Raw genomic sequence first — 25,695 nt, 5'->3', positions numbered from 1 at the left:
AATGAAAAATATAGTATATCTTTTTTTATTAATCACACAGGTTTTCTTTGCTCAAAGCAGCTTTGAAAAAGGAAATGCATTGTACCAAAAAGGACAATATCAGCAAGCCGTTGATGTTTACGAGAGTATAATCAAAGAAGACAAACAGCAATCGGCAGAGTTGTATTTTAACTTAGGAAATTCGTATTATAAATTGAACAAAGTAGCACCTTCAATTTATAATTATGAAAAAGCTTTGGTTTTAAAACCGCACGATCCTGAGACTTTAAACAATTTAAAATTTGCAAAAAAACTAACTATTGACGAAATCAAGGAGATTCCAAAAGTAGGTTTTGCAAAATTAATTCAAAGCTTTACCGGAATATTTGATTACAATACCTGGGCAAAAATTTCTATTGCAATTGCATTTGTCTTTTTATTGAGTTTTATTGGCTATTATTTCTCCCAGCTTACACTTTCAAAAAGGTTGTATTTTATAGGAATGTTTGTTCTTTTAGTAGCTTTATTATTGAGTGTTTCTGCTGGAATAGCAGAAAAAAACCATTTCGATAATGATCGTCCGGCAATTGTTTTTGCTGAATTAAGTGAAGTTCGCAGCGAACCGCAAAAAGCTGGCACTGCTATTTTTCTATTACACGAAGGCGCAAAAGTTTACGTTACTGAAACTATAGGCCAATGGAAAAAAGTTGAATTAACTGATGGAACTGAAGGTTGGATTGATGCTTCGACTATTAAAGAAGTTAAGTAGGCTTTTGAACCATATAAGTGATGTAAGTTCATTTCAGAAAAATGCGATTCTTTAAAACTTTACGAATACACCAAAAGATAAAGCCAAGTATTATAAGTAAACTAAAAAAATCCTCCATATCATATTTTTCATTAACATGTTCATTGTTTACGGATAATAATTTCATTTTATTATTTCCCTTTTCCATACCAAAAACACTGTCATTTAATTCAAAAACTTCAGTGCTTTTTGTTTCATAAACAGATTTTTTTGATCTTATTTTATAATTATAAACCGTAGAAATTCCATTATCAGAATCTTGATCTTGAGTCTCTATATTAATGATTGTTCCTTTAACGTAACAATTAAAATAAGCAACATCTTTATACAAAATAGTAGTTGATAAAAGTAATCCACCGAAGAAAAAAAATCCAATAATAAACAAAAGGAAATTATTCGATATAAACCTAAAAAAATTTACCATAGACAAGAACTACTTTAATTTACTTACATTACTTATATGGTAAAATTAAAACCTATAAACCTTTTCAGGAGTTACACAATAATCCAACTTCACATCTGATTCAAAGACATCATCGATTTGATTTTCGGCTTCAAAAAAAGAAAGTCCAATTTTGATCGTTTCCAGTTTGCATTCTGCCAGGAATTTATCGTAAAACCCTTTTCCGTAACCTACTCTATTTCCAAGATTATCAAAAGCCAAAAGCGGTACAAAAACCACATCAATAGTTTCTGATGGAACCGGCAAACCATTTACAGGTTCTGGAATATTATATTCGTTTTTTTTGATTTTAGTATTATCCGTTAATAAAAAATGTAACATTCCGCGAGTTTCAAAATCACTTTTAGAAATTACGATTTCCTTATCTTTTCCGGAAAGCAAATGCAAAACATATTCTGTATTTACCTCTTTTTGTTCTTCGATAGGAAGAAAAACATGATAATAGGTTTTATCCCAAATTGGTAATTGAATTAGATTATTGGCTACAGCCAAACTCTTTTCTTCAATATCATCAGGAGAAATTTCTTTGCGTAGATTTTTATAATGTAATCGTAATTCCTTTTTATTCTTCGGCATCTTCTGGGTTATTTTTAGACATATGATAAATCGCATCCCCTTCATAAACAATTGGCGAATGATTGGCATTGATGACAAATCCGTCGTGTGGTGCTTTTACTTTCTGTTCAAATTTACCAAACGGATCTGTAATGATTGCCAAAATAGAACCTTTAGTTACATATTTACCAACTAAATTATAATCATGAAGCAAACCGGAACATTTAGCACGCAACCAAACCGAATATTTGATATAAATTGAAGGATCGTGCGCTTTTTCCACCACTTGTTTCGGATCGAGCATATCCAGATAATGCAGCAAACGCTTCACTCCCATTACACCTTCATTTGCAATCACATTATTGATGTCTAATGATTTTCCACCTTCAAAAAGGAGCATTTTTATATTTGCTTTTTCGCAGGTATTTCTAAAAGAACCGCTGATATTTTTAGAATATAAAGTAAAAGGCGCATTAAAAACATCCGCCAGCATTTTCAATTCGGGGTTATTTTCGGTAATTCTGATTTGCGGAGCATTAAATCGGCTAGCTCCTCCGGCATGAAAATCGACCGCATAATCTATAATTGGCAAAACTTCGGCAACAATATGATAGGCAAAACGACTCGCCAAAGAACCTTTTTTACTTCCCGGAAAAACACGATTTAAATCTCTTCCGTCAGGAAACTCACGGGATTTATTTACAAAACCGTACATATTGATAATGGGAATACAAATAATAGTTCCTTTTAACGGACGATTAATTTTTTTACTGATAATCTGGCGTACCACTTCAACGCCGTTAATTTCGTCGCCATGAATTCCCGCCGAGAATAAAACTACCGGACCTTCAAGTTTTGACCGCCGTACAATAACCGGAATATTAAGCTTTGTAGTGGTGTGTAACCTGGCAATTTCAACGTTTATTGTTTTGTTTTCTCCCGGCAAAATCGATTCGCCAAAAATAACTAAGGGTTTACTATTTTTCATGTAGAATTATAAAATCTAAATATAGAAATTATTCTTTTGATTTCGTAAATTTGGAACTAAATCCATGTTAAGCTTTTTTTCGAAATCGGAATGATTTTTGAAAAAGCTTATCAGCTACTTCAGAAAAAAAACAGAATGCAAAAATCGTCCTTAGATCTTCAAATCCTCAGCTTGCCGGACAATCCCGGTGTGTATCAATATTATGATAAAGATGGAAAGATCTTATACGTAGGAAAAGCCAAAAATTTAAAAAAAAGGGTTTCTTCTTATTTCAATAAAATTCATGACACCAGGAAAACGAATGTATTGGTTCGGAAAATTGTAACCATAAAACACATCGTCGTTCCTACTGAAACCGATGCACTTTTATTAGAGAACAATTTAATCAAAACCTTACAGCCGCGTTATAATGTATTGCTTCGCGATGACAAAAGTTATCCGTGGCTTTGTATCAAAAAAGAACCGTTTTCGAGAATATTTTCGACCCGAAGAATGGTCAAAGACGGCTCAGAATATTTTGGACCTTATACCAGTTTCAAAACTGTACATACTATTTTAGAATTAATCAAGGAATTGTATCCATTACGAACGTGCAATTATGATTTAAGCAAATCAAATATCGATTCAGGCAAATTCAAAGTTTGTCTGGAATATCATATTGGTAATTGCAAAGGTCCTTGCGAAGGTATTGTTCCGCTGGAAGAATACCAGCGACAAGTTGATGCTATTCGCGAAATCCTGAAAGGGAATTTTAAAGAAAGCATGAAAGATTTCAAGCGATTGATGAACCAATATGCGCAGGATTTACGTTTTGAAGAAGCACAGAAAATCAAGGAAAAAATTGAAGTTCTGGAGAATTACCAATCAAGATCAACGATTGTAAATCCTAAAATAACCAATATCGATGTCTTTTCGATTGTGTCTGATGAAAGTGCGGCTTATGTCAACTTTCTTCAAATTTCGCACGGATCGATTATTCGTTCACATACTTTAGAAATGAAGAAAAAACTGGACGAAAGTGATGAGGAATTACTAGAACTTGCGATTGTAGAAATGCGCGAACGTTTTAATTTATTATCAAAAGAAGTAATTGTTCCGTTTGAAATTGATTTGGGAGAAAACATCAAAACAACTGTTCCGCAACTTGGGGACAAAAAACAGATTTTAGATTTATCCATCAGAAACGCTAAGTTTTACAGAATCGAACAATTAAAACAATTGCAAATTGTAGATCCTGACCGACACACAAATCGTATTATGGCGCAAATGCAAAAAGATTTGCGTTTACCATCTGAACCGCGCCATATCGAATGTTTTGATAACTCGAATATTCAGGGAACAAATCCCGTTGCGGCTTGTGTCGTATTTAAAGACGGAAAAGCGAGTAAAAAAGATTATCGCCATTTTAATGTGAAAACCGTTGAAGGTCCTGACGATTTTGCTTCGATGACAGAAATTGTCTATCGCCGTTACAAAAGATTATTAGATGAAAATCAGCCTTTGCCACAACTAATTATTATTGATGGTGGAAAAGGACAATTATCTGCCGCATTAAAAAGTATAGACGCACTGGAGTTACGTGGAAAAATTGCCATAATCGGGATCGCAAAACGTCTTGAAGAACTATTTTATCCCGGCGATTCAATCCCTTTATATCTGGATAAAAAATCTGAAACATTAAAGGTAATTCAGCAATTACGAAACGAAGCACATAGATTCGGGATCACTTTTCATCGCGACAAACGAAGTAAAGCAGCGCTAAATTCCTCAGTAGAAAGCATTCCAGGAATAGGCGAAAAAACCATGCTTACATTAATACAACATTTCAAAAGTGTTAAAAGATTGAAATTGGCGACTGAAAAAGAAATATCTGACGTGATTGGAGTGTCAAAAGCCAAAAAAATTGTCGACTTTTACAAAACCAACTAGTTATTTTTTATGCGCCAAAAACAGCTGTCCATTTCAAATACTCGGTCAAAACGATTTTTTTCTACTATAAAAAAAGGAGCTTCTAAAGTCGCTCTTTTTTTACGGGGAAAAATATCGCTTTTTCTCTCGCAGTTTTCCATTCCGATAGCTATCGGAACCAAGACCGTACAGTTGGTAATTTTCACGCTTTTATTTTTCAGTTCACAAAAATCATTTTCACAGGAAACCACCGAAAAACAAAAACAAGCCGAAGCCCGAAGACCCAAAATAGGTTTAGTTTTATCTGGCGGCGGAGCAAAAGGATTTGCGCACATTGGCGTTTTGAAAGTTCTTGAAGAAGCCGGAATCAAAATCGATTATATTGGCGGAACCAGTATGGGTTCAATCATTGGCGGACTTTATGCATCGGGCTACAATGCATCTCAAATTGATTCTATTTTCAAAAGAACTAATTTTGACGAACTTATTAATGATTATATTCCGCGATCTTCAAAAAACTTTTACGGTAAAAAAAATGACGAATTATATGCGATCGTTTTACCCTTTAGTAATTTCAAAGTTGGAATTCCGGAAGCGCTTTCAAAAGGAATGTACAATTATAATTTATTAAGCGGTCTTATCAGAAATGTGCGCCATGTACGCGACTTCAACAAACTTCCAACTCCGTTTTTATGTATTGGTACCAACATTGAAACCGGCGAAGAAGTTTTATTAAACAAAGGCAATTTAGTTCAGGCAATGATGGCGAGCGCTGCATTTCCGTCGTTATTTACTCCCGTTGAAATTGACGGCAATTTATTAGTCGATGGCGGTGTTGTCAATAATTATCCTATAAAAGAAGTTCGTAATCTTGGTGCCGATATTATTATTGGTGTTGATGTACAAGATGATTTAATGAAACGAAAAAACCTGAAAAACGCGACCAGAATATTGGTTCAGATTACCAATTTACAGTCGATTGATAAAATGAAAGACAAAATAAAAGATACTGATGTTTATATCAAACCGGACATTCGTGATTATGGAGTCATTTCATTTGACAAAGGCGAACAAATTATTAGAAAAGGGGAAGAAGCCGCTTTTGCCGTTTACGAAAAAATTAAAACATTAGTCAACGACGACACTTTTTATAAAAAACCAAAACTAAAAGTTGTAACTGACACCATTGAAATAAACAAAATCAACAGTGAAAAACTAGACAACTTCACAAGGGAATATATCCGTGGAAAACTCCGTTTTAAACCCGGAAGCACTATTACTTATGATGATTTAAAAACAGGAATCAATAACCTGAATGCGACTCAAAACTTTAGCACTATATCTTATTGTTTACAACCAGACGGCGAAAAAGATAATCTTGATTTAGTATTACGAGAAAATCCGACACAAACGTATTTAAAACTTGGTTTACATTATGATGGACTTTATAAAAGCGGAATTTTATTAAATCTAACTCATAAAAAAACATTCCTAAAAAATGATATTACCTCATTAGATATTATTTTAGGCGATAATTTTAGATATGATTTTAACTATTATGTCGAAAATGGATTTAACATCAGCTTTGGATTTCGTTCCAGATTAAATCAATTTAATCGTAATGTTACAACAAGCATTAGCAATTTGACCATTGAAAATCCAAATGTAAATTTGATCAATGTAGACTTTTTAGATCTTACAAACCAAGCGTATTTTCAAACCATTTTTGTCCAAAAGTTTTTGATGGGTGGAGGTTTTGAATATAAATACCTGAAAATAAATTCACCTACACTTTCTAATAGTGAAAACATTATAGAAAAAAGTAATTATTTCAGTCTTTTTGGCTACTTAAAATATGATTCTTTTGACAATAAAAGTTTTCCACATTCAGGATTGTATTTTTCCGGAGATCTTCAAACGTATATGGCATCATCCGATTATACAAAACAATTCAAGCCTTTTTCAATTGCAAAAGCTGAGATTGCTTTTGCCCGAACTTTATTTAGAAAAGCTACTATTAAAATTGGAGCTGATGCAGGATTTAATATTGGCAGTGATAGTGTACCGTTTTTTGATTTTATACTGGGAGGTTTTGGCTATAGCCGAATAAACAACTTCAATTATTTTTATGGATATGATTTTCTAAGCATTGCCGGAAACAGTTTTATAAAATCGGCTATTACTTTAGATTATGAACTTTTCAAAAAGAACCACGTTAACATTACAGCAAACTTTGCCAATTTAGGTGATGACATTTTCACGACTGTTGACTGGATTTCAATGCCTAAATATTCCGGATATGCCGTAGGATATGGTTTAGAAACTATTATTGGTCCAATCGAAGTCAAACAATCATGGTCGCCGGAAACTTCAAAAAGTTATACCTGGTTTAGTATTGGATTTCAATTCTGATAGAAATATTTGAATCGATGAAAATCTTAGTAATTTTATACTAAAAAAATATTTCATTTTTTAACGTTAATAATTGATATAATATATAATTTAAATCAATAATAATTACGACATTTGTTATAATGAAAACAAAATGGACAGGTTTATTAGAGTATCTTCAATTCCTTATCAAGAGAAATCCTGAATAAAACTACCGAATTGAGATAATTAGTCAATTATAACATTGATCTGATTGTCTGTTCCCACAATTCAAATTTTTCGAATTATCTAATTTACAAATTATCTAATTGAAAAGCCATGCCATTATATCACAAACTCGGAGACTTTCCTCAAAAAAGACATACCCAATTCGAAAAACCTAACGGAGGTTTCTATTACGAACAATTATTTGGTACCGAAGGTTTCCACGGACATTCGTCATTATCATACCATGTTCACAGACCCACTCAGGTTAAAGAAATTTTAAATTCCTATTCGGTTGAACCGAAAATTGCAATTGGAAAAAACATAAAATCATTACTTTTTAAAGGTTTCGAATTAAAACCTGAAAATGATTTTCTTGACAGCCGCAAAGCCATGTTAGTCAATAAAGATTGCGTTATAGGATTAGCAGCTCCAAAAGAATCTCTGACAAAATATTTCTATAAAAATGCCGATGCTGATGAAATGCTTTTCATCCATAAAGGAAAAGGAAAATTAAGAACCATGTTAGGAAATATTCCTTTTGAATATGGCGATTACCTAATTATTCCAAGGGGTATTATATATCAAATAGAATTTGAAACCGAAGAAAACCGACTTTTTTATGTCGAATCACATTCTCCTTTTTACACTCCAAAACGTTATAAAAACCAATCAGGTCAGCATTTAGAACATTCGCCATTTTGCGAACGTGATTTTATTTTGCCTAATGAATTGGAAACACATGACGAAAAAGGTGATTTTTTGATTAAAATCAAAAAAGAAGGCATGATTCACGAAGTAGTTTATGCCACACATCCTTTTGATGTTGTGGGCTGGGACGGTTACAATTTCCCATACGGATTCTCGATTCATAATTTCGAACCTATCACCGGACGTGTTCACCAACCGCCTCCGGTACATCAAACTTTTGAAACGGCAACTTTTGTCGTTTGTTCATTCTGCCCGAGACTTTATGATTATCACCCAAAAGCAGTTCCGGCGCCATACAATCACAGCAATATAGATTCTGACGAAGTTTTATATTATGTTGATGGCGATTTTATGAGCCGTAATAATATCGAGCAGGGTCATATCACTTTACATCCAAAAGGAATTCCGCATGGTCCCGCGCCTGGAGCAATGGAACGCAGTATTGGTCATAGAGAAACTGGTGAATTAGCCGTTATGGTTGATACTTTCAGACCACTTATGGTTACGGAGGAAGCGATGGGACTTGATGATGGAAAGTACTACAAGTCCTGGACTGAATAATCAGAATCGATTTAACCGCAAAGTCCGCAAAGGATCTTACGCAAAGTTCACAAAGATTTTCTGGTGAAGTTTTTATCAAAACAAGTTCGCAAAGCTTTGTGATCTTTGTGTTTTTTTACAAACTCTTATTGATAAAAAAAACTTTGTGCTCTCTGCGGTAAAAACAAATTTTAAAATCAACACTTCGGTTTTTCCAAATTAACGAATAGCCGATTAAACAAATAAACATCATGTCAAAAGAAGTAAAATCAGTAGAATACGGATTAGAAAAAATCTTTGAAGGAGCTCAAGATTTCCTTCCATTATTAGGAACAGATTACGTAGAATTCTACGTAGGAAATGCAAAACAATCTGCGCATTATTATAAGACAGCTTTCGGATATCAGTCATTAGCTTATGCAGGATTGGAAACCGGAGTTAGAGACAAAGCTTCTTATGTTTTGAAACAAGACAAAATCAGAATTGTTTTAACAACGCCTTTAACACAAGATTCGCCAATTCATGCACATCTTCAGAAACATGGCGATGGCGTAAAAGTTGCTGCACTTTGGGTTGAAGATGCCAGAAGCGCTTATGAAGAAACTATAAAACGTGGCGCGCGTTCGTTTATGGAACCAACAGTTGAATCAGACGAATTTGGTGAAGTAGTTCGTTCAGGAATTTATACTTACGGAGAAACAGTGCATATTTTTGTGGAAAGAAAAAACTATAACGGTGTTTTCCTGCCCGGTTATAAAGAATGGAAATCAGATTACAATCCTGAACCAACCGGTTTAAAATATATTGACCACATGGTTGGAAATGTAGGTTGGAACGAAATGAACACCTGGGTAAAATTCTACGAAGATGTTATGGGATTTGTAAATTTCCTGTCTTTTGATGACAAACAAATCAATACTGAATATTCGGCATTGATGAGTAAAGTAATGTCAAATGGAAACGGAAGAATTAAATTCCCAATCAACGAACCAGCCGAAGGAAAGAAAAAATCACAAATCGAAGAATATTTAGACTTCTACGGCGGACCCGGAATCCAACATATTGCAATTGCAACAGATGATATTATTAAAACTGTATCTGACTTAAAATCCAGAGGAGTTGAGTTTTTATCTGCTCCGCCTCACACCTATTACCAGGCAATTCCTGAAAGATTAGGCGTTCATATGGACATGATGAAAGAAGATTTAAGCGAAATTGAAAAATTAGCCATCATGGTCGATGCAGATGAAGATGGTTATTTGTTACAAATATTTACCAAGCCAGTTCAGGACAGACCAACCTTATTTTTCGAAATTATTCAAAGAATGGGAGCGAAAGGATTCGGTGCAGGGAACTTTAAAGCCCTTTTTGAGTCAATTGAAAGAGAACAAGAATTGAGAGGTACATTATAAAACCGCATTATTTTTGCATTATATTAACATATTCTCGATAAAACCATGCTTTTAATGCAAATGATATGTTAAACTTGCCTTTTGCTATTTGTTTTTTGAACTTTCTATCTATCTTTGCACTCGCAAATCAAGAAGGGGTGGTTTCCTTCTGAATTGATATAAATTTCATAATTTATAGTTTTTTGGTTAGTTAATAGCATAAAAACTCAGTCATTCCTTGACTGAGTTTTTTTGTTTTGGTACATTTGGAATAGAATTTGCATTTCTTTATCTTTATAATGAAATGTAAATATTGTACTATGAAAAAGTTAATCCTCATCATATTAATTCTCACGACACTTAGTTTCGATACTTTTAAAGAAGACGCTTTCGATATTGGAGAATACTTCAAATTCCGAATTCATTACGGAATTGTAAATGCCGGTTACGCAACACTCGAAATAAAAGATGCCACCATAAACAATAAAAAAGTGTTTCATGCTGTGGGTAAAGGTTATACAACCGGAATGTCAAAATTTTTCTTTAAAGTCGAAGATTTATACGAAAGTTATTTTGACAAACAAACCGGAGAACCTTATCGTTATGTTCGAAAAATCGACGAAGGCGGTTACACAAAAAATCAGGAAGGTTTTTTTAATCAAAGCGAAAACAGGGTTTTAGTAAAAGATTACAAACGTAAAACAGAAAAAACAATCGTTTTAACAGATAATGTTCAGGACATTATTTCTTCTTTTTACTATTTAAGAAATCATCCTAATATTGACAAACTAAAATCTGGCGACGCCATTACTATTGACATGTTTTTTGATGAAGAAATCACAAAATTTAAGTTAAAATATATAGGTCGTCAGGATATTACAACTAAATTTGGAACCGTTTCTACAATGGTTTTTAAACCTTTGGTACAAACCGGTCGTGTATTTAAAGAAAAAGAAAGTGTAACACTCTGGATTACAGATGACGACAATAAAGTTCCGGTTAGAATAAAAGCAGATCTTGCAGTAGGATCACTAAAAGCAGATCTCGACGAATATAAAGGATTAAAAAATCCATTTAAAGTAAAAAAATAATGAACCTTACTGATCATTCAGAATCAATTTTAAAAGAAATTGACCTTAAATTCCAAGCTATAAATCAAAAAACTGATGTTCAATTAGAAGGATTACTTTGGTCAAAACCAATTACTTATTGGGATTATATTCAAACCGACGCTCTTTTAAGCCTACAAACGCAGCGTACTACACTTCCTGACGAAATGGTTTTTATCATGTACCATCAGGTAAATGAATTGATTTTTAAAATGATTTTATGGGAAATTGATCAAATTGCCAACACGCAAAATATTCAGGTAGATTTTTTTAGTGAAAGATTATCAAGAATCACCCGTTACTTTGATATGCTGACAAATTCGTTCAGCATTATGGAAAACGGAATGGAGGTTGATCAATACATGAAATTTAGAAATACGTTAACTCCTGCAAGTGGTTTTCAAAGTGCACAATATAGATTGATAGAATTTGCCTCGACAGATGTAATTAATTTAACGGATCGCAGATATAAAGAAAATTTTGACGAAAATACTGACTTAGAAACCAGCTTTGAACATTTATATTGGCAAGCTGCCGGAAAAGATTATCACACAGGAGCGAAATCATATTTACTTCAGGAATTCGAAAACAAGTATAAAGATCAGTTTTTAAGACAAATTACTACTTTTAAAAATAAAAATATCTGGCAAAAATTCACACAATTACCTGTGGAAGATCAGCAGAATCAAGACTTAATTCAGGCAATGCGTCACTATGATAAAACAGTGAATATCACTTGGGTTATGCAACATTTAAATACCGCAAGAAAATATATTTTAGAAAGTGGAAAAGGTAATGGGGAAGCTACAGGTGGAAGTGACTGGCAAAAATATATGCATCCAAAATACCAAAGACGCATCTTTTTTCCTAAATTGTGGACCGAAGATGAATTGTCCAATTGGGGAAATGAAACAACCACTTAATTTCCTAAAAAAATTTAAAGTTTGAAAAAAGCATTCGTACTTATAATCTTAGCATTCTCAATATTTTCATGTAATAAAACCGCTGAAAAAGTTGAAATTAAAATCACTAAACCAAAAACTAAAAAAGTAGAATTTGGATTTAATTATGCGGATTTTAACGTTCTTCAGGACACCATAAAAAAAGGAGACTCTTTTGGATCTATCATCCAAAGTCAAAATATTGGAGACAAAAAAGTTTATGACATCGTTGAACAAATAAAAGATTCTTTTAATGTAAGAACGATTCGGTACAACAAACCTTATACTCTACTTCGATCAAAAAATAAAACAAACAATCTTCAGGTTTTCATTTATCAGCCGGACGCGTTGACTTATTATGTTATTGATTTTCGCGACAGTATTTCTAAAGCTTATAAAAAAATAAAACCCGTTACGCTTAAACGCAAAATTATTGGCGGAGTTTTAAAAAGTTCATTGTCTGAAACTTTAGGAAACGAAAGTGTAGAAGCAGCTCTTGCCAGCAGAATTACTAAAGTCTTTTCATGGTCAATAGATTTCTTCAAACTTAAAAAAGGAGATCGTTACGGATTAATTTTCACGGAACGTTTCATCAACGGGAAAACGTATGACGGTGTTGAAGATCTTGAAGCCGCTTTTTTTGAATATAAAGGTAAAATTGTTTATGCTTTTCCATTTGAAAAAGACACCATGTCAGGAAAAATAGAATATTATGATGACGAAGGAAAAACACTAAAAAACTTCTTTCTGAAAACGCCAATCAAATTCAGCCGAATCACTTCACGATTTACAATGAATAGATTTCATCCAGTACAACATACGTGGAAAGCGCACAAAGGAACAGATTATGCTGCGCCAACCGGAACGCCAATTTCAACAACAGCATCCGGAATTGTTGAAGCAACAGGATATACAGCAGGAAACGGAAACTTTGTAAAAGTAAAACACAACAGCACCTACTCTACTCAATATTTACACATGTCGAGAATTTTAGTACGTCGCGGTCAACGTGTTACACAAGGACAAACTATTGGATTAGTAGGAAGCACAGGACTTGCAACCGGACCTCACGTTTGTTATCGTTTCTGGAAAAACGGAATTCAGGTTGATGCACTTAGACTGAATCTACCTACAGGAGAATCATTGACAGGAAATGACAAAACGCGTTTCATGAATCAAATGGAACCTCTAAAAAGAGAATTGGATAGTATTGGGAATTTGTAAACAATTTTTCATCAGAAATAAAATATTCAGTAAATAAAAAGAGAACATGAAAAATGCCCGAATCAAATCGATTTATAATGAAACATTTTCAGGTTTAAAATTATTTTACAGAGACACTAATCTTTCTGACGCATTAATTGCCAATTATAAAGTTGGGCAAATAATTCAGGAAAGAGGTTTTACGGATATGAGTTCAATTGGGGGCGGACTTTCGGGTAATTTTAGATATTTAATTGCAAGCGCTCATGCAAAAGACATATCCAAGTTCAATCCTGATTCGGGAAAAAACGGTCACTTTCTTTTAGATTCTATTGCTTATTTTAAGGTTTTGGACATTCAGAAAATTGATAACAAAACACAAGTTTTTCTTTTAAACATCCCGGATAATTCAATTTCACTTCTTAAAAATTCTACTTCAAACTTAGAGGAAGAAATCATAGAAAAAGCCCGGAAAAAATTCACAGATAAAATTCATTCAGCCTTAATTCCGGAATTACAAACAGAAGACTGGAAACTAAGAACCAAATCTCCTCTGGGAATAAATGAAAATGGAGAACTATTTTTTGATGATTCGAAAATTAAAATCGAAAAACTAAAGTAATAGAAATTGATATTGTCAACAAAACAATTAAAGTTGACAAAAAGCCCTGGTGGAAGATTTGGTAATTACCATAATAAAATTTTACGAAGTCACAAACAATTATAATTACCAAAATTTGGTAACTTTACAAAAATTATATTATCATGGGACGAAACACATCTGTATCTTTAGGTGATTATTTTGAAAATTTTGTTGACAACAGAATTTCAGAAGGCAGATTTAAAAACGCAAGTGAAGTAATTCGTGCTGGCTTAAGATTGCTTGAGGAAGAAGAGAGCAAAATAATTGCTCTGAAAAAAGCGATCAATGAAGGAATTGACAGCGGTATTGCTGAAAATTTCAAACCTATCCATCATCTGGAAAGTTTAAAAGCAAAAAAAAGGAATGGCTAAATATTTCCTTACTAACAAAGCTGTTGACGATTTATCTAAAATTTGGAATTATTCTTATGAAGTCTGGTCAGAAAAACAAGCTGATAAATATTACAATGAATTATTAGGCGATTGTCATGAATTAGCAAAAAATCAAAATTTAGGCAAAATTTATTCTGAAATATACAAAGACCTATTTGGTTACAAATCCGGAGAACATATTATCTTCTACAAAATTTTGAACACAAAAGAAATAGAAATCATAAGATTCCTACACTCTGCTATGAATTTAAGAAGTCGTATACGAGAATAAAATTTAGCTCAATACAATAAGATACTTTATATTCGAAAAACATTCTTAAAAATCGTTTTCGTAACTATTTGTTATATAATTGTGAAGCTTAAAGCTATTAAAAGTAATTTCAGTATTTTTGTTTTTTATAACCACTTTCTCAAATTAAACAAAAAATGGCTTTAAACACAACAAACCCAACCGGGACTGAAGCGTGGAAAAATCTGCAAAACCACTATAATGCAATTCACGAAACTACGATACAAGAATTGTTTCAACAAGATAATGCCCGTGTTGAAAAATTCAATTTACAATGGAATGACTTTTTAGTTGATTATTCTAAAAACAATATCACTCAGGAAACTGTTTCTCTTTTACTGGAATTAGCCAATTCAATTGGATTAAAAGATGCAATCTCTCAATATTTTGGCGGAGAAATAATCAACCAGACAGAAAACCGTGCGGTTTTACATACTGCATTACGTGCTCCTGAATCTGCTGTTATAAAAGTTGACGGAGAGAATGTGATTCCTGAAGTTTATGAAGTAAAAAACAAAATCAAAAAATTCAGTCATGAAGTAATTTCCGGAGAACGAAAAGGTTTTACAGGAAAAGCTTTTACTGATATTGTAAATATTGGTATTGGAGGTTCTGACCTTGGTCCGGTTATGGCAGTTGAAGCTTTACAATTTTATAAAAATCACTTAAATGTTCATTTTGTATCGAATGTTGATGGCGATCACGTTAATGAAGTTATCAAAAAACTAAATCCTGAAACAACACTTTTTTTAATCGTTTCTAAAACTTTTACTACTCAGGAAACTTTATCAAATTCAGAAACTATTAAAGAATGGTTCTTAAAATCGGCTTCACAAGAAGATATTGCAAAACATTTTGTTGCCGTTTCTACTAATATTCAAAAAGTAACAGAATTCGGAATTAATCCAGACAATGTTTTCCCGATGTGGGATTGGGTTGGAGGAAGATTTTCATTGTGGAGCGCTGTTGGGTTAAGCATTAGTTTAGCAATTGGCTTTGATAATTATAACGATTTATTGAAAGGTGCTAATGAAATGGATGAACATTTTAAAACAGCAGAATTCGACGAAAATATTCCGGTAATATTAGCTTTACTAAGTGTTTGGTACAACAATTTCTTTGGAGCCGAAAGCGAAGCTTTAATTCCATACACACAATATTTATCAAAACTGGCTCCTTACTTGCAACAGGCAACTATGGAAAGTAACGGAAAAAGCGTTGGACGTGATGGAAAACCTGTTGACTATCAAACCGGAACTATTATTTGGGGAGAGCCTGGAACAAATTCTCAACATGCGTTTTTTCAACTGATTCATCAGGGAACAAAACTGATTCCGACTGATTTTATTGGATTTGTAAAACCATTGTATGGCAATGAAGATCATCATGATAAATTGATGTCTAACTTTTTTGCCCAAACAGAAGCTTTATTAAACGGAAAAACTGAAGTACAAGTTCAGGCAGAATTTGATAAACAAGGCCTTCCTTCAGAAAAAGCATCTTACTTATTACCCTTTAAAGTTTTTACAGGAAATAAGCCAACTAATACAATTCTAATTCAAAAACTGACTCCAAAAAGTTTAGGATCTTTGATTGCTTTATACGAACACAAGATTTTTGTTCAGGGTGTAATCTGGAACATTTTTAGTTTTGATCAATGGGGAGTAGAATTAGGGAAACAATTAGCCAATTCTATTTTAGATGAAATTAACACTAAGAAGGTTAATAATCATGACAGCTCGACAACATTTTTATTAAATCACTTTTTAAAGCACAAATAGAAAGCTATTAAGATAAAAAGCACAAAAACTATAACGCCTTAATTTTACATAAATTAAGGCGTTTTTTACGTATAAATACTACAACAAATTACGATAAAATTGCCATTAATGAAAGTTTAAAGCTACAATATAAGGCAAATTAATACAGTTTTAACAAAATACAAGGCTATAAACTCATTAAAACATTAATTAACCTAATAAAAATATCAAAAATATCTTTAATTCGCAATCAAATAGACAAAAGTTAACGTCCTTAACGTTTTGATAACACTATCTGATTTAAATGTTATAATTTTGCCAAAAACAATAAACTAATAACAAATGAAGACAATGAAAAATTGGTTGCTTACTGGACTTTTGTTCATGATAGTTTCAACCGCATTTTCTCAAGGAAAAATTACTGGTATGATTACCGACGGTACAGGTTCTTTACCAGGAGCAAACGTAGTGATCAAAGGATCTGCGACTGCAACTTCTACAGATTTTGATGGTAAATTTACTCTCAACACAACAACAAGTACAGGGGAAATCGTTATTTCTTTTTTAGGTTACGATAACTTAACTTTAAAATTTTCAGTTACAAATGGCGGAACAACTAACTTAGGAACAATCGTTTTAGCTTCAAATTCTAATGAATTGAGCGAGATAGTTGTAAAAAGTAGTATTGTTGACGTTGCTAAGGACAGAAAAACTCCTGTAGCAGTTTCTACAATTAAAGCTGCTGAAATTCAGGAAAAATTAGGAACTCAGGAATTTCCGGAGATTTTAAGAAACACTCCTTCAGTATATGCTACTAAATCAGGTGGTGGTTTTGGAGATTCAAGAATCAACATTCGTGGTTTTGATCAAAAAAACATTGCTGTTATGGTTAACGGTATGCCTATCAATGATATGGAAGGTGGAACTGTTTACTGGAGTAACTGGGCTGGTCTATCAGATGTTACTACTGCAATGCAGGTTCAAAGAGGTTTAGGTTCATCAAAACTTGCTGTAGCATCAGTTGGTGGAACAATCAACATTATCACTAAATCTTCAGACAAAAAAGAAGGTGGATCTTTCTCTTCTGGTTTTGGAAATGGAAGAAATTTCAAAATCCAGGGTTCATACAATACTGGAAAATTAGAAAATGGTCTTTCTGCATCTATCTTGTTATCTCAAACAATGGGAGACGGATATATCAACGGAACTCAATTTGAAGGTTCTAACTACTACGTAGCTTTAGGATACTCTACAAAAAATGACAAACATGACTTCCAATTTACAGTAACAGGTGCTCCACAATGGCACAACCAAAGATCTACTGTTTCTACAATTGCTACTTACCAACAATATGGTTCACTTAGTGATCCAAATACAAGATACAATCCAGACGCTGGATATTTAAATGGTGAAGCTTATAACATCAGAAAAAACTATTACCATAAACCTATTGCTTCTATCAACTGGGATTATAAAATTAACGAAACTACAAAACTTTCTTCTGTATTATACGCTTCAATGGGTCGTGGTGCAGGTGCTAGCGCAACTGGTGGAATTAGAGGAAAAAGTTATAGTGATGTCTTAGCTTTTAGAACTGCTGACGGATTAGTAGATTACGATAAAATCGTAGCTTACAACTCAGGTACACCAGTTTTAATTAATGGATTTACAGGTTTACAAACAAGAGCTCAAGTTGGAGGTGTTTACCAAAACACTTCTTCTACAGGTTCTAACGCAGCAGCTGGAGCAAGTACAGGAACTTCTGGTATTTCTCAAACTTCATCAATCAACTCACATGACTGGTACGGAGCTGTAATTAATTTGAATAAAAAATTAACGAACACTTTAACTTTAGATTTTGGTGTTGATGCAAGGACTTACACAGGTTATCACTATACAGTTGTAAATGATTTATTAGGTGGCGGAGAATATTATGACACATTAATGAAAAGTGATCCGGCAAGACACATCACATCAACTTACCCAACTGATGTTCAATGGAATGTTTTTCAGAAAAAAGACTACGATAAAATAGCTTTTAACAGTACTGGAAAAGTACAATGGCTTGGTGCATTTACTCAATTAGAGTATTCAAAAGATAACTTAACTGCATTTGTACAAGGATCTGTATCTCAACAAGGATACAAAAGAGAAGACAGTTTTGTTTACTTACCAACTGATCCTTTAGCTTCTACAGATTACGAAAAAATCATAGGTGGTAACGTAAAAGGTGGTGCAAACTACAACATTAGCGAAAAAAGCAATGTATATGTAAATGCAGGATACTACTCTAAACAACCTTTCTTTAACTCAGTTTACCCTAACAACAGATCTACAGTAAACCCTAATCTTACTAATGAAAAAATCATTGGTTTTGAAGCTGGTTACGGATTCCGTTCTAAATATTTTAATGGTACTGTGAATGTTTACAACACAAACTGGAATGACAGATACCTAAAAGGTAACCCACTTCCAGCTGCTGGTTTAATCGCTGCAAACACAACTTACACAGAGTACTTAGGTCTTGATGAAGTTCACTCAGGAATTGAATTCGAAGGAAGTTCAAACATTACAGAGAAATTAAAAGTTACCGGTATGTTCTCATACGGAATTTGGGAATACAAAGGAGATGCTACCGTTAATGCTTATTTCCAAGCAGATAACACGCCAGTTCCTGGATTCACAGGAATTCCAGTATATATGGACAAAGTAAAAGTAGGTGATGCTGCTCAAATGACTGCATCTGTAGGAGCTTCTTACGAAGTTGTTACAAGAGTAACAGTTGATGCTAATTACAACTTTAATGATAAATTATACGCTGGACTTACACCTGTTAACTTTACTTCTCCAGACAATAAAGGAGCTTTAGAATTACCTTCTTACGGATTAATGGATGCTGGTTTTTCATACAAAATGTTAACTGGTAAAAACAAAGACAAATCTGTAAACTTCAGACTTAACGTAAACAATCTTTTTGACAAAGTTTACATTGCTGAGTCCAGAACTAATATTTTTGCAGATGATAATCTTCCTGTTTCAGGAACACAAGCACCTGGTGCAAACGGAACTTACGCATCTAAAGGATTACTTTATGATGGTGTTGCTACAAGCAATCAGGTATTCTTTGGTTTCGGTAGAACTTGGAACTTTACATTACGTTACGATTTCTAATATTTAGAATCTAAATAAATACCAAAAACGGCATTGACTTTTAGTCCAATGCCGTTTTTTTTATACCTTTTTTGCTATATTTGTTTTAACAAAAAATAAAATTTATGTACTATTTTCTACAAAAATTCCATTCTGGCTGGGCTTATTTAGCACTTTTACTTTTATTAATTGCAGTTGTAAATGCTATAATCGGCTTAACTTCAAAAAAAGAGTTTACTGCTAAAGATCGCAAAATAGCATTGTTTGCCTTAATAGGAACTCACACTCAGTTATTGATTGGAATAATTCTTTATTTTGTTTCTCCATTAGGAAAAGCAGCATTTGGACAAATGTCTAATGCAGAATTAAGATTAACTTCTTTAGAACACCCCTTAATCAACCTTATAGCAATTGTCTTAATTACTATTGGATGGTCAAAACATAAAAAACTAATTAATAGCGAAGCTAAATTTAAAACTTTTGCTATTTATTACGGATTAGGATTATTGCTTATTTTAAGTAGAATCCCATGGAACTTATGGTTCTAAAACTAACTAAAGCCCTAAAACAATAGGGCTTTTTTTATCTCGGCATATTATTTGTACAAACTCCCCAAGTCTGAAAAAAAATAACCCATGAGAAGTAAAAAAAATATTATACTTACAACAATTTCATTAACTTTTTTAAGCTGTTTTACTTACGTTATAAGTCAAACAAAACCAGGAACAGAAACCAAAATAATTCAGGATACAGTAAAAACGGCAAGACCAGACATACTTGCAATTCCAACTGATTCAGTTTTTACTGACAAAGGCCTAAAATTAAAAGCTTATAAAAAAAACGCTCACGCCTCATATTACGCTGACCGCTTTAACGGAAAAAAAACCGCAAGCGGAGCAAGATTCAACAACAGTAAATATACTGCAGCGCACAAAAAGCTCCCATTTGGAACAAGAATAAAAGTTACAAATGAAGCGAACGGAAAATTTGTAATAGTGAAAGTCACAGACCGTGGCCCATTTGTAAAAACAAGAGAACTCGATTTGTCTAAAAGAGCTTTTATGGAAATCACCAAAAACAAAGGTGCCGGCGCTATGAAAGTTACAATTGAAACTATAGTAGAATAGTAATTAATCTATATTCAAACCCGACATGTTTTAAAACCTGTCGGGTTTATTGCTTTTAAAGAATCCTTAATAATCAAAAAGTTAAACAAATTTTCTAATACTCATAATTACGCCTGAATGAAGTCCTTCATGATAATTATTAAACTCCAGTGCGCCGTGAATATCTCTTAACGTATTCCCTAAGCTAGTTGTATATTCCTGAAAATTTACAAATATACGATCATCAAAATCCTTTTGCGTTTGGTGCAAAGTCGTAGAAAGTAATATTTTAATTTCATCAACTTCATCTTGGTTTACATCACCTTCCGGCTTTGCTCCTTTTGAATATTTTAATATAAACTCTTTAGAAACCATTGCCGATAAACCAGACAATTTATATACTAAAGCTTGTTGAACAGCAATGCAGTGTGCGGCGTTCCAAATAATATTATTATTAAAACCCTGCGGAATTTTATTCAATTGTTCTAATGAATAATTATCTAAAAATTTCAGAAGAACTTCTCTAATCGTTTTCTGCGTTTCAAAAACTGAATTCATAGTTGTGTTTTTTTTATAAAATTAGGCAATTATCTATTTCAAATGAATTTTCTTTGTATTCAAATAAATCAGCAATCATGAACAAAATATATTACTTAGCTACTTGCGATACATGTAGAAAGATTATTAAAAGCTTACCGAAAGACAATAATTTGGTTTTTCACGATATCAAACAAAATCCGATTACAGAAGCAGAACTTGAAGAAATGCACCAACTTGCAGGAAGTTACGAAGCTTTATTTAGTAAAAAAGCGCAATTGTATAAGTCGATGGATTTAAAAAACCAATCTTTGACTGAAGCTGATTACAAAAAATACATTTTAGAACATTATACTTTTTTAAGCCGTCCGGTTTTTATTATTGATGATAAAATTTATATTGGAAACAGTCAGCCTGTTACATTACAAGTTTCTAAAGCTCTGGCAAAATAACGTAAAGTTCTAGTAAATCCGGGTTTGCGTTAGGGATAGAAGCGGAAATCCTTTTTTTGAGCTTTTTCTGCTCAAAAAAAAGATTGGGAGCGGATAGCTCGACCGAAGGGAATGCCCAAATTAAAATTTTGACTATAAAAAAGTTAACCGCAAATTTCACAAATTTTCACAAATTGTTTGTTGAGCTTAAAAATAATGCCACAGATTAAAAGATTCTCTCAGATTGGTAAAATCTATAAAATCATTTAATCTGTGGCAAAATACAATTCATGAATTCCCACTAATAAATTCGCGCTAATTTGTGAAATTCGTGGCAAAAAAACTTTACACAAAGCTGTCTTTAACAGATTAGCGATTTAAAACTCAAGACTGCAAAGTTTTATTTATCTTTGCGCCTTTATACTCAATTATATGATACAATCGATGACAGGGTTTGGCAAAGCTTCTTTGCAATTGCCGACAAAAAAAATTACCGTTGAAGTAAAATCCTTAAACAGTAAAGGTTTAGATTTAAACGTAAGAATGCCATCGCTTTATCGCGAAATGGAGTTAGGTTTAAGAACTCAGATCTCTACGAAACTTGAAAGAGGAAAAATTGATTTCGGGATTTATATCGAAAGTACTTCTGAACAAACTTCAACGAAAGTAAATGTTCCGGTTGTAAAAAACTATATTGCTCAATTAAGAGAAGTATATCCCGCTGCTGATGAAACTGAATTAATGAAAATGGCGGTTCGTATGCCTGATACGCTAAAAACGGAGCGTGAGGAAATCGACGAAAACGATTGGGACCAAATTAAGGTTATCATTGAAGAAGCTTTGCAAAATATCTTGACTTTTAGAAAAGATGAAGGTGAATCTCTTGAGAAGGAATTCAATTTAAGAATTGGAAATATTCGCCAATATATGAACGATGCTTTAGCACTTGATCCGGAACGTGTTCAGGCAATTAAGGATCGTTTGCAAACTGCAATAGCTGAATTGAAAGTGAATGTTGATGAAAATCGTTTCGAACAGGAATTGATTTACTATTTAGAGAAACTTGATATTACGGAAGAAAAAGTTCGTTTAACGAATCATTTAGATTATTTCTTAGAAACTATAAAAGGTACTGAAGCTAATGGTCGTAAATTAGGTTTTATTACTCAGGAAATGGGTCGCGAGATCAATACAATGGGTTCAAAATCAAATCATGCTCAAATGCAAAAATTGGTGGTGATGATGAAGGATGAATTGGAGAAGATTAAAGAACAGGTTTTGAATGTTTTGTAATCTGAGATTTTTGTTATGGAAAAAATATTTCTTCTTTCGTGTTTACTAATTCTCAATATTAGCTGCGTTTTTAAAGGAGAAGAGTTTTCAATAATTGGCAAATGGAAGGCGATCGAATCAATAAGCAGTAACGGAGCTACTCAATCCAGGACCGATATTGAAGATGGAGATGAAATTATTTTTGAAAAAAATAATATTGTAATTGATCATCTTAAAAATAAGGGTAAATATGAAATTATAGGAGATAGTCTGCATCTTATTTTTCCTAAAGAAGAATTTTTCTATTTCTGCCGTACTAATGAGTGGAGTTCTAAAAAAATGACTTTAGATCCTGTAACTAATGAGTATCAATTTATTTGTGATGAAGGCTGTTCTACAATTTATAAAAAAATAGAATAAATATTTAGCGGTAAACGCGAAACAACATACGAATTAAAGCTTAAAGCATAACGCTAAAAGCCAAAAGCATACATAATGAACAAAGGAAAATTAATTGTTTTCTCAGCACCTTCGGGATCGGGAAAAACAACTATAGTAAGACATTTACTTGGGAAAGAGGATTTAAATTTAGAATTTTCAATCTCAGCGGCTTCTCGCGACCCACGCGGAGAAGAAGTTCACGGAACAGATTATTATTTTATCTCGTTACCGGAATTTAAAAAGCATATTAAAGCCGAAAATTTCCTGGAATGGGAAGAAGTATATCGCGATAATTTTTATGGTACTTTAAAATCTGAAATTGACCGTATTTGGGCTTTAGGAAAAAATGTTATTTTTGATATTGATGTTGCCGGCGGATTGCGGATTAAACATAAATTTCCGGAACAAACTTTAGCTGTTTTTGTTAAACCTCCAAGCGTTGATGAATTGAAACGCAGACTTAAAGAGCGTTCTACCGAAAGTGATGACAAAATCAATATGCGAATTGCAAAAGCATCTGTTGAATTGGCCACTGCGCCTCAATTTGACACGATTATAAAAAATTACGACCTTGATACTGCTAAAGAAGAAGCCTATCAATTAGTAAAAGCTTTTGTTAATAAAGATTAGAAAGGTCAAAAATCAATACTATTTCACAAAAACAACCGTTAGCTTTGATGTATAACATCAATTAATATTTGTATCATGATTAATTTATTTGAAGTAAAAAGAAACGAGAATTACCTGAGCATAATTATTCTTGTAATTAGACTATCGGTCGCAATTTTAATGATTATTCATGGTTTGTCTAAGTTAAATATGCTTTTAAAGGGAGGAGATATTCAATTTCCGGATCCGTTGGGAGTAGGAAAAACGGCATCTTTAACTCTTGCAGTTTTTGCCGAAATAATCTGTTCATTTCTTCTTTTCATAGGTTTGGCAACCAGATTAGCTACTTTACCTTTAATAGTTACAATGCTTATCGCTGTATTTGTGATTCATGGAGCTGATCCTGTCGACGTTAAAGAAATGGCAATCTTATATTTATTATTTTATTTACTATTGCTTGTAACGGGAAGTGGAAAATTCTCTGTTGATTATTTGATTTCTAAAAAAAGCCGCTTTTAAGCTTATTTAATATTACAGTATCACTTTTATGAAAATAGGCCTTTATTTCGGAACGTACAATCCCATTCATGTTGGTCATTTAATTATTGCCAATCATATGGCTGAGTTTGCGGACTTAGATCAGATTTGGATGGTGGTTACGCCACACAATCCGTTAAAGAAAAAATCTACTTTGCTGGACGATCATCAACGTTTGCAAATGGTTTTTCTGGCCACAGAAGATTACCCCAAGATTAAACCTTCGGATATTGAGTTTAAATTACCTCAGCCTAATTATACCGTAAATACTTTGGTTCACTTACAAGAGAAATATCCAACTCATGATTTTTCATTAATTATGGGAGAAGATAATTTGAAAACGCTTCATAAATGGAAAAACTACGAAGTGATTCTGGATCATTATGATATTTATGTTTATCCAAGAATTTCTGAAGAAGAAGAAAACATCGAATTAAAATCGCATCCCAAAGTGCATATGATTGATGCTCCAATTGTAGAGATTTCATCTACTTTTATCAGAAACAGTATTAAAGAAGGAAAAAATATCCAGCCTTTATTGCCTCCAAAAGTTTGGGAATATATTGATCACAATAATTTTTATAAGAAGTAAATGCCTTTCTCAGCTTCGATTTTTTACCCAAATAAATCCAGACAATTCGACTTTACTTTGTCTGAAAAGCTAACGTACTATTCTTTAATTACAATTATTTCGTATGTTTTATTGCTTCTGCTTATAGAAACTTCATTTGGATATGACATTTCAAAATATGCATATTGCTTACTTATAGTTCCAGTTATAATGTATTTAATTGGTGGTGCCATTAGACTAAACGAATACGAAAACTTAAATGGGTCTTTTATAGGAACCATTTCTTTTGAAGATAATTTTTTAATTATTGATACCGAACAGTATCAATACAATAAAATAGAAAATTTAATTCTACAAGCAAACTCTTATTCTGGTCAAAGCAATGAAAACACAAGATCTGGCCCCATGTACAGCAACGGAGTACAAAATTCCATTTCTTTTATTTATGATCATCAAAAAATTTTCCGAAATTTTAAATTAGATTCTGAAAGACACATTGATGAATTGCAATCAGTTTTATTGGATATCATTACAAATGAAAAAATTCCATATCAAAGAAAATATCTAAATTTAATAAATTCTGAATATCGTTTATTCATTGAATTTGAATTATTTGTTGCAAAATTAATCAAAGAAAAAAGAATGGAATGCACAGAAGGATTGCTTTTTATAGGATACAATTCTGATCAAGAAGCAAAAGAAATGAGAGCAAAATACTGCTGCTAAAAAACATCATAACAAAAACAAAAAAGCCTGAATTTTAAAT

At 32.8% G+C, this 25,695-nt stretch carries 26 protein-coding genes; 22 read left to right on the top strand and 4 right to left on the bottom strand.

The annotated features are described in order from the left end of the window. The first annotated feature begins 1 nt into the window (after position 1). Positions 2-748, top strand: a complete 747-nt coding sequence (locus tag KHA90_RS17300) for a tetratricopeptide repeat protein (RefSeq protein ID WP_213303529.1) — start codon at positions 2-4, stop codon at positions 746-748. 28 nt (positions 749-776) lie between these two features. Here the strand turns inward: KHA90_RS17300 and KHA90_RS17295 are convergent, their stop codons facing one another. The 3 genes from KHA90_RS17295 to KHA90_RS17285 form a co-directional block, all read right to left on the bottom strand. Further along, positions 777-1,172 (bottom strand): hypothetical protein, encoded by a 396-nt coding sequence (locus tag KHA90_RS17295; protein WP_213303526.1) that lies wholly within the window; start codon positions 1,170-1,172, stop codon positions 777-779. 84 nt (positions 1,173-1,256) lie between these two features. Next, positions 1,257-1,826 (bottom strand): 5-formyltetrahydrofolate cyclo-ligase, encoded by a 570-nt coding sequence (locus KHA90_RS17290; RefSeq protein WP_213303523.1) that lies wholly within the window; start codon positions 1,824-1,826, stop codon positions 1,257-1,259. After that, positions 1,813-2,793: a succinylglutamate desuccinylase/aspartoacylase family protein gene (locus KHA90_RS17285; RefSeq protein ID WP_213303520.1), complete on the bottom strand. Its 981-nt coding sequence runs from the start codon at positions 2,791-2,793 to the stop codon at positions 1,813-1,815. Before KHA90_RS17285 ends, KHA90_RS17290 begins: the two co-directional genes overlap by 14 nt. A 135-nt stretch (positions 2,794-2,928) precedes the next feature. Here KHA90_RS17285 and uvrC point away from each other — a divergent pair, with 135 nt between their 5' ends. The 14 genes from uvrC to KHA90_RS17215 all read left to right on the top strand — a co-directional run bounded on the left by uvrC (position 2,929) and on the right by KHA90_RS17215 (position 20,552). Next, the gene (gene uvrC / locus KHA90_RS17280) at positions 2,929-4,722 is read left to right on the top strand and encodes an excinuclease ABC subunit UvrC (RefSeq protein ID WP_213303517.1); all 1,794 of its coding nucleotides are present in this window, start codon (positions 2,929-2,931) and stop codon (positions 4,720-4,722) included. Positions 4,723-4,731: 9 nt separating this feature from the next. Continuing rightward, entirely contained in the window at positions 4,732-7,113 is a 2,382-nt protein-coding gene (locus tag KHA90_RS17275; RefSeq protein WP_213303514.1) for a patatin-like phospholipase family protein, read from the top strand. A 297-nt stretch (positions 7,114-7,410) separates the two neighbouring features. Further along, on the top strand, positions 7,411-8,568 hold the full coding sequence (locus tag KHA90_RS17270; protein ID WP_213303511.1) for a homogentisate 1,2-dioxygenase: 1,158 nt from the start codon (positions 7,411-7,413) through the stop codon (positions 8,566-8,568). 230 nt (positions 8,569-8,798) lie between these two features. Further along, on the top strand, positions 8,799-9,959 hold the full coding sequence (hppD, locus tag KHA90_RS17265; protein WP_213303508.1) for a 4-hydroxyphenylpyruvate dioxygenase: 1,161 nt from the start codon (positions 8,799-8,801) through the stop codon (positions 9,957-9,959). Positions 9,960-10,258: 299 nt separating this feature from the next. Further along, a complete protein-coding gene (locus tag KHA90_RS17260) occupies positions 10,259-11,029 on the top strand; it encodes a DUF3108 domain-containing protein (protein WP_213303505.1) in 771 nt (256 codons plus the stop codon). Then, positions 11,029-11,970 carry a tryptophan 2,3-dioxygenase family protein gene (locus KHA90_RS17255; RefSeq protein ID WP_213303501.1) on the top strand — a complete coding sequence of 314 codons (942 nt, stop codon included), beginning with the start codon at positions 11,029-11,031 and terminating at the stop codon, positions 11,968-11,970. Before KHA90_RS17260 ends, KHA90_RS17255 begins: the two co-directional genes overlap by 1 nt. Positions 11,971-11,991: 21 nt before the next feature. Further along, a complete protein-coding gene (locus KHA90_RS17250; protein ID WP_213303498.1) occupies positions 11,992-13,212 on the top strand; it encodes a M23 family metallopeptidase in 1,221 nt (406 codons plus the stop codon). A 46-nt stretch (positions 13,213-13,258) separates the two neighbouring features. Continuing rightward, positions 13,259-13,813, top strand: coding sequence for a hypothetical protein (locus tag KHA90_RS17245; protein ID WP_213303495.1), 555 nt, complete (start codon positions 13,259-13,261; stop codon positions 13,811-13,813). A 143-nt stretch (positions 13,814-13,956) separates the two neighbouring features. Next, positions 13,957-14,205 carry a type II toxin-antitoxin system ParD family antitoxin gene (locus tag KHA90_RS17240; protein ID WP_213303492.1) on the top strand — a complete coding sequence of 83 codons (249 nt, stop codon included), beginning with the start codon at positions 13,957-13,959 and terminating at the stop codon, positions 14,203-14,205. Then, positions 14,198-14,497: a type II toxin-antitoxin system RelE/ParE family toxin gene (locus tag KHA90_RS17235; RefSeq protein WP_213303489.1), complete on the top strand. Its 300-nt coding sequence runs from the start codon at positions 14,198-14,200 to the stop codon at positions 14,495-14,497. Before KHA90_RS17240 ends, KHA90_RS17235 begins: the two co-directional genes overlap by 8 nt. A 155-nt stretch (positions 14,498-14,652) precedes the next feature. Continuing rightward, the gene (pgi, locus tag KHA90_RS17230; RefSeq protein WP_213303486.1) at positions 14,653-16,296 is read left to right on the top strand and encodes a glucose-6-phosphate isomerase; all 1,644 of its coding nucleotides are present in this window, start codon (positions 14,653-14,655) and stop codon (positions 16,294-16,296) included. A 321-nt stretch (positions 16,297-16,617) separates the two neighbouring features. Then, a complete protein-coding gene (locus tag KHA90_RS17225; RefSeq protein ID WP_213303484.1) occupies positions 16,618-19,446 on the top strand; it encodes a TonB-dependent receptor in 2,829 nt (942 codons plus the stop codon). Positions 19,447-19,550: 104 nt separating this feature from the next. Then, positions 19,551-19,973 (top strand): hypothetical protein, encoded by a 423-nt coding sequence (locus KHA90_RS17220; RefSeq protein ID WP_213303481.1) that lies wholly within the window; start codon positions 19,551-19,553, stop codon positions 19,971-19,973. Positions 19,974-20,060: 87 nt separating this feature from the next. Next, a complete protein-coding gene (locus KHA90_RS17215; protein ID WP_213303478.1) occupies positions 20,061-20,552 on the top strand; it encodes a septal ring lytic transglycosylase RlpA family protein in 492 nt (163 codons plus the stop codon). A gap of 81 nt (positions 20,553-20,633) precedes the next feature. On the opposite strand, the gene KHA90_RS17210 is transcribed toward KHA90_RS17215, so the two are convergent. Then, a complete protein-coding gene (locus KHA90_RS17210) occupies positions 20,634-21,089 on the bottom strand; it encodes a DinB family protein (RefSeq protein ID WP_213303475.1) in 456 nt (151 codons plus the stop codon). Positions 21,090-21,166: 77 nt separating this feature from the next. Between KHA90_RS17210 and KHA90_RS17205 the strand changes: the two genes are divergently transcribed. The 7 genes from KHA90_RS17205 to KHA90_RS17175 all read left to right on the top strand — a co-directional run bounded on the left by KHA90_RS17205 (position 21,167) and on the right by KHA90_RS17175 (position 25,655). Next, a complete protein-coding gene (locus KHA90_RS17205) occupies positions 21,167-21,520 on the top strand; it encodes an arsenate reductase family protein (protein ID WP_213303472.1) in 354 nt (117 codons plus the stop codon). Positions 21,521-21,931: 411 nt separating this feature from the next. Further along, positions 21,932-22,792 (top strand): YicC/YloC family endoribonuclease, encoded by an 861-nt coding sequence (locus KHA90_RS17200; RefSeq protein ID WP_213303458.1) that lies wholly within the window; start codon positions 21,932-21,934, stop codon positions 22,790-22,792. Between the two features lie 15 nt (positions 22,793-22,807). Continuing rightward, a complete protein-coding gene (locus KHA90_RS17195) occupies positions 22,808-23,191 on the top strand; it encodes a hypothetical protein (protein WP_213303456.1) in 384 nt (127 codons plus the stop codon). A 75-nt stretch (positions 23,192-23,266) separates the two neighbouring features. After that, a complete protein-coding gene (gene gmk, locus KHA90_RS17190; protein ID WP_213303453.1) occupies positions 23,267-23,842 on the top strand; it encodes a guanylate kinase in 576 nt (191 codons plus the stop codon). A gap of 75 nt (positions 23,843-23,917) precedes the next feature. Next, positions 23,918-24,340 carry a DoxX family protein gene (locus tag KHA90_RS17185; protein ID WP_213303450.1) on the top strand — a complete coding sequence of 141 codons (423 nt, stop codon included), beginning with the start codon at positions 23,918-23,920 and terminating at the stop codon, positions 24,338-24,340. 28 nt (positions 24,341-24,368) lie between these two features. Then, complete coding sequence (nadD, locus tag KHA90_RS17180; RefSeq protein ID WP_213303447.1) at positions 24,369-24,950, top strand: nicotinate (nicotinamide) nucleotide adenylyltransferase; 582 nt, start codon at positions 24,369-24,371, stop codon at positions 24,948-24,950. Continuing rightward, entirely contained in the window at positions 24,951-25,655 is a 705-nt protein-coding gene (locus KHA90_RS17175; RefSeq protein ID WP_213303444.1) for a hypothetical protein, read from the top strand. The last annotated feature ends 40 nt before the right edge of the window (positions 25,656-25,695 follow it).

Source organism: Flavobacterium psychroterrae, assembly GCF_018380615.1.
In the GTDB taxonomy this organism is placed as follows: domain Bacteria; phylum Bacteroidota; class Bacteroidia; order Flavobacteriales; family Flavobacteriaceae; genus Flavobacterium; species Flavobacterium psychroterrae.
This window is presented reverse-complemented; position numbering and strand designations above follow the sequence as displayed.

What these genes read in the sequence shown, in the direction of transcription:
- uvrC (WP_213303517.1), top strand. Translation starts at nt 2,929, where the DNA reads ATGCAAAAATCGTCCTTAGATCTTCAAATCCTCAGCTTGCCGGACAAT.
- KHA90_RS17225 (WP_213303484.1), top strand. Translation starts at nt 16,618, where the DNA reads ATGAAGACAATGAAAAATTGGTTGCTTACTGGACTTTTGTTCATGATA.
- KHA90_RS17210 (WP_213303475.1), bottom strand. Translation starts at nt 21,089, where the DNA reads ATGAATTCAGTTTTTGAAACGCAGAAAACGATTAGAGAAGTTCTTCTG.
- KHA90_RS17290 (WP_213303523.1), bottom strand. Translation starts at nt 1,826, where the DNA reads ATGCCGAAGAATAAAAAGGAATTACGATTACATTATAAAAATCTACGC.
- KHA90_RS17270 (WP_213303511.1), top strand. Translation starts at nt 7,411, where the DNA reads ATGCCATTATATCACAAACTCGGAGACTTTCCTCAAAAAAGACATACC.
- KHA90_RS17175 (WP_213303444.1), top strand. Translation starts at nt 24,951, where the DNA reads ATGCCTTTCTCAGCTTCGATTTTTTACCCAAATAAATCCAGACAATTC.
- KHA90_RS17185 (WP_213303450.1), top strand. Translation starts at nt 23,918, where the DNA reads ATGATTAATTTATTTGAAGTAAAAAGAAACGAGAATTACCTGAGCATA.
- KHA90_RS17220 (WP_213303481.1), top strand. Translation starts at nt 19,551, where the DNA reads ATGTACTATTTTCTACAAAAATTCCATTCTGGCTGGGCTTATTTAGCA.
- KHA90_RS17300 (WP_213303529.1), top strand. Translation starts at nt 2, where the DNA reads ATGAAAAATATAGTATATCTTTTTTTATTAATCACACAGGTTTTCTTT.
- KHA90_RS17245 (WP_213303495.1), top strand. Translation starts at nt 13,259, where the DNA reads ATGAAAAATGCCCGAATCAAATCGATTTATAATGAAACATTTTCAGGT.
- pgi (WP_213303486.1), top strand. Translation starts at nt 14,653, where the DNA reads ATGGCTTTAAACACAACAAACCCAACCGGGACTGAAGCGTGGAAAAAT.
- KHA90_RS17215 (WP_213303478.1), top strand. Translation starts at nt 20,061, where the DNA reads ATGAGAAGTAAAAAAAATATTATACTTACAACAATTTCATTAACTTTT.
- KHA90_RS17240 (WP_213303492.1), top strand. Translation starts at nt 13,957, where the DNA reads ATGGGACGAAACACATCTGTATCTTTAGGTGATTATTTTGAAAATTTT.
- KHA90_RS17195 (WP_213303456.1), top strand. Translation starts at nt 22,808, where the DNA reads ATGGAAAAAATATTTCTTCTTTCGTGTTTACTAATTCTCAATATTAGC.
- KHA90_RS17200 (WP_213303458.1), top strand. Translation starts at nt 21,932, where the DNA reads ATGATACAATCGATGACAGGGTTTGGCAAAGCTTCTTTGCAATTGCCG.
- KHA90_RS17205 (WP_213303472.1), top strand. Translation starts at nt 21,167, where the DNA reads ATGAACAAAATATATTACTTAGCTACTTGCGATACATGTAGAAAGATT.
- gmk (WP_213303453.1), top strand. Translation starts at nt 23,267, where the DNA reads ATGAACAAAGGAAAATTAATTGTTTTCTCAGCACCTTCGGGATCGGGA.
- KHA90_RS17260 (WP_213303505.1), top strand. Translation starts at nt 10,259, where the DNA reads ATGAAAAAGTTAATCCTCATCATATTAATTCTCACGACACTTAGTTTC.
- hppD (WP_213303508.1), top strand. Translation starts at nt 8,799, where the DNA reads ATGTCAAAAGAAGTAAAATCAGTAGAATACGGATTAGAAAAAATCTTT.
- KHA90_RS17255 (WP_213303501.1), top strand. Translation starts at nt 11,029, where the DNA reads ATGAACCTTACTGATCATTCAGAATCAATTTTAAAAGAAATTGACCTT.
- KHA90_RS17235 (WP_213303489.1), top strand. Translation starts at nt 14,198, where the DNA reads ATGGCTAAATATTTCCTTACTAACAAAGCTGTTGACGATTTATCTAAA.
- nadD (WP_213303447.1), top strand. Translation starts at nt 24,369, where the DNA reads ATGAAAATAGGCCTTTATTTCGGAACGTACAATCCCATTCATGTTGGT.
- KHA90_RS17275 (WP_213303514.1), top strand. Translation starts at nt 4,732, where the DNA reads ATGCGCCAAAAACAGCTGTCCATTTCAAATACTCGGTCAAAACGATTT.
- KHA90_RS17285 (WP_213303520.1), bottom strand. Translation starts at nt 2,793, where the DNA reads ATGAAAAATAGTAAACCCTTAGTTATTTTTGGCGAATCGATTTTGCCG.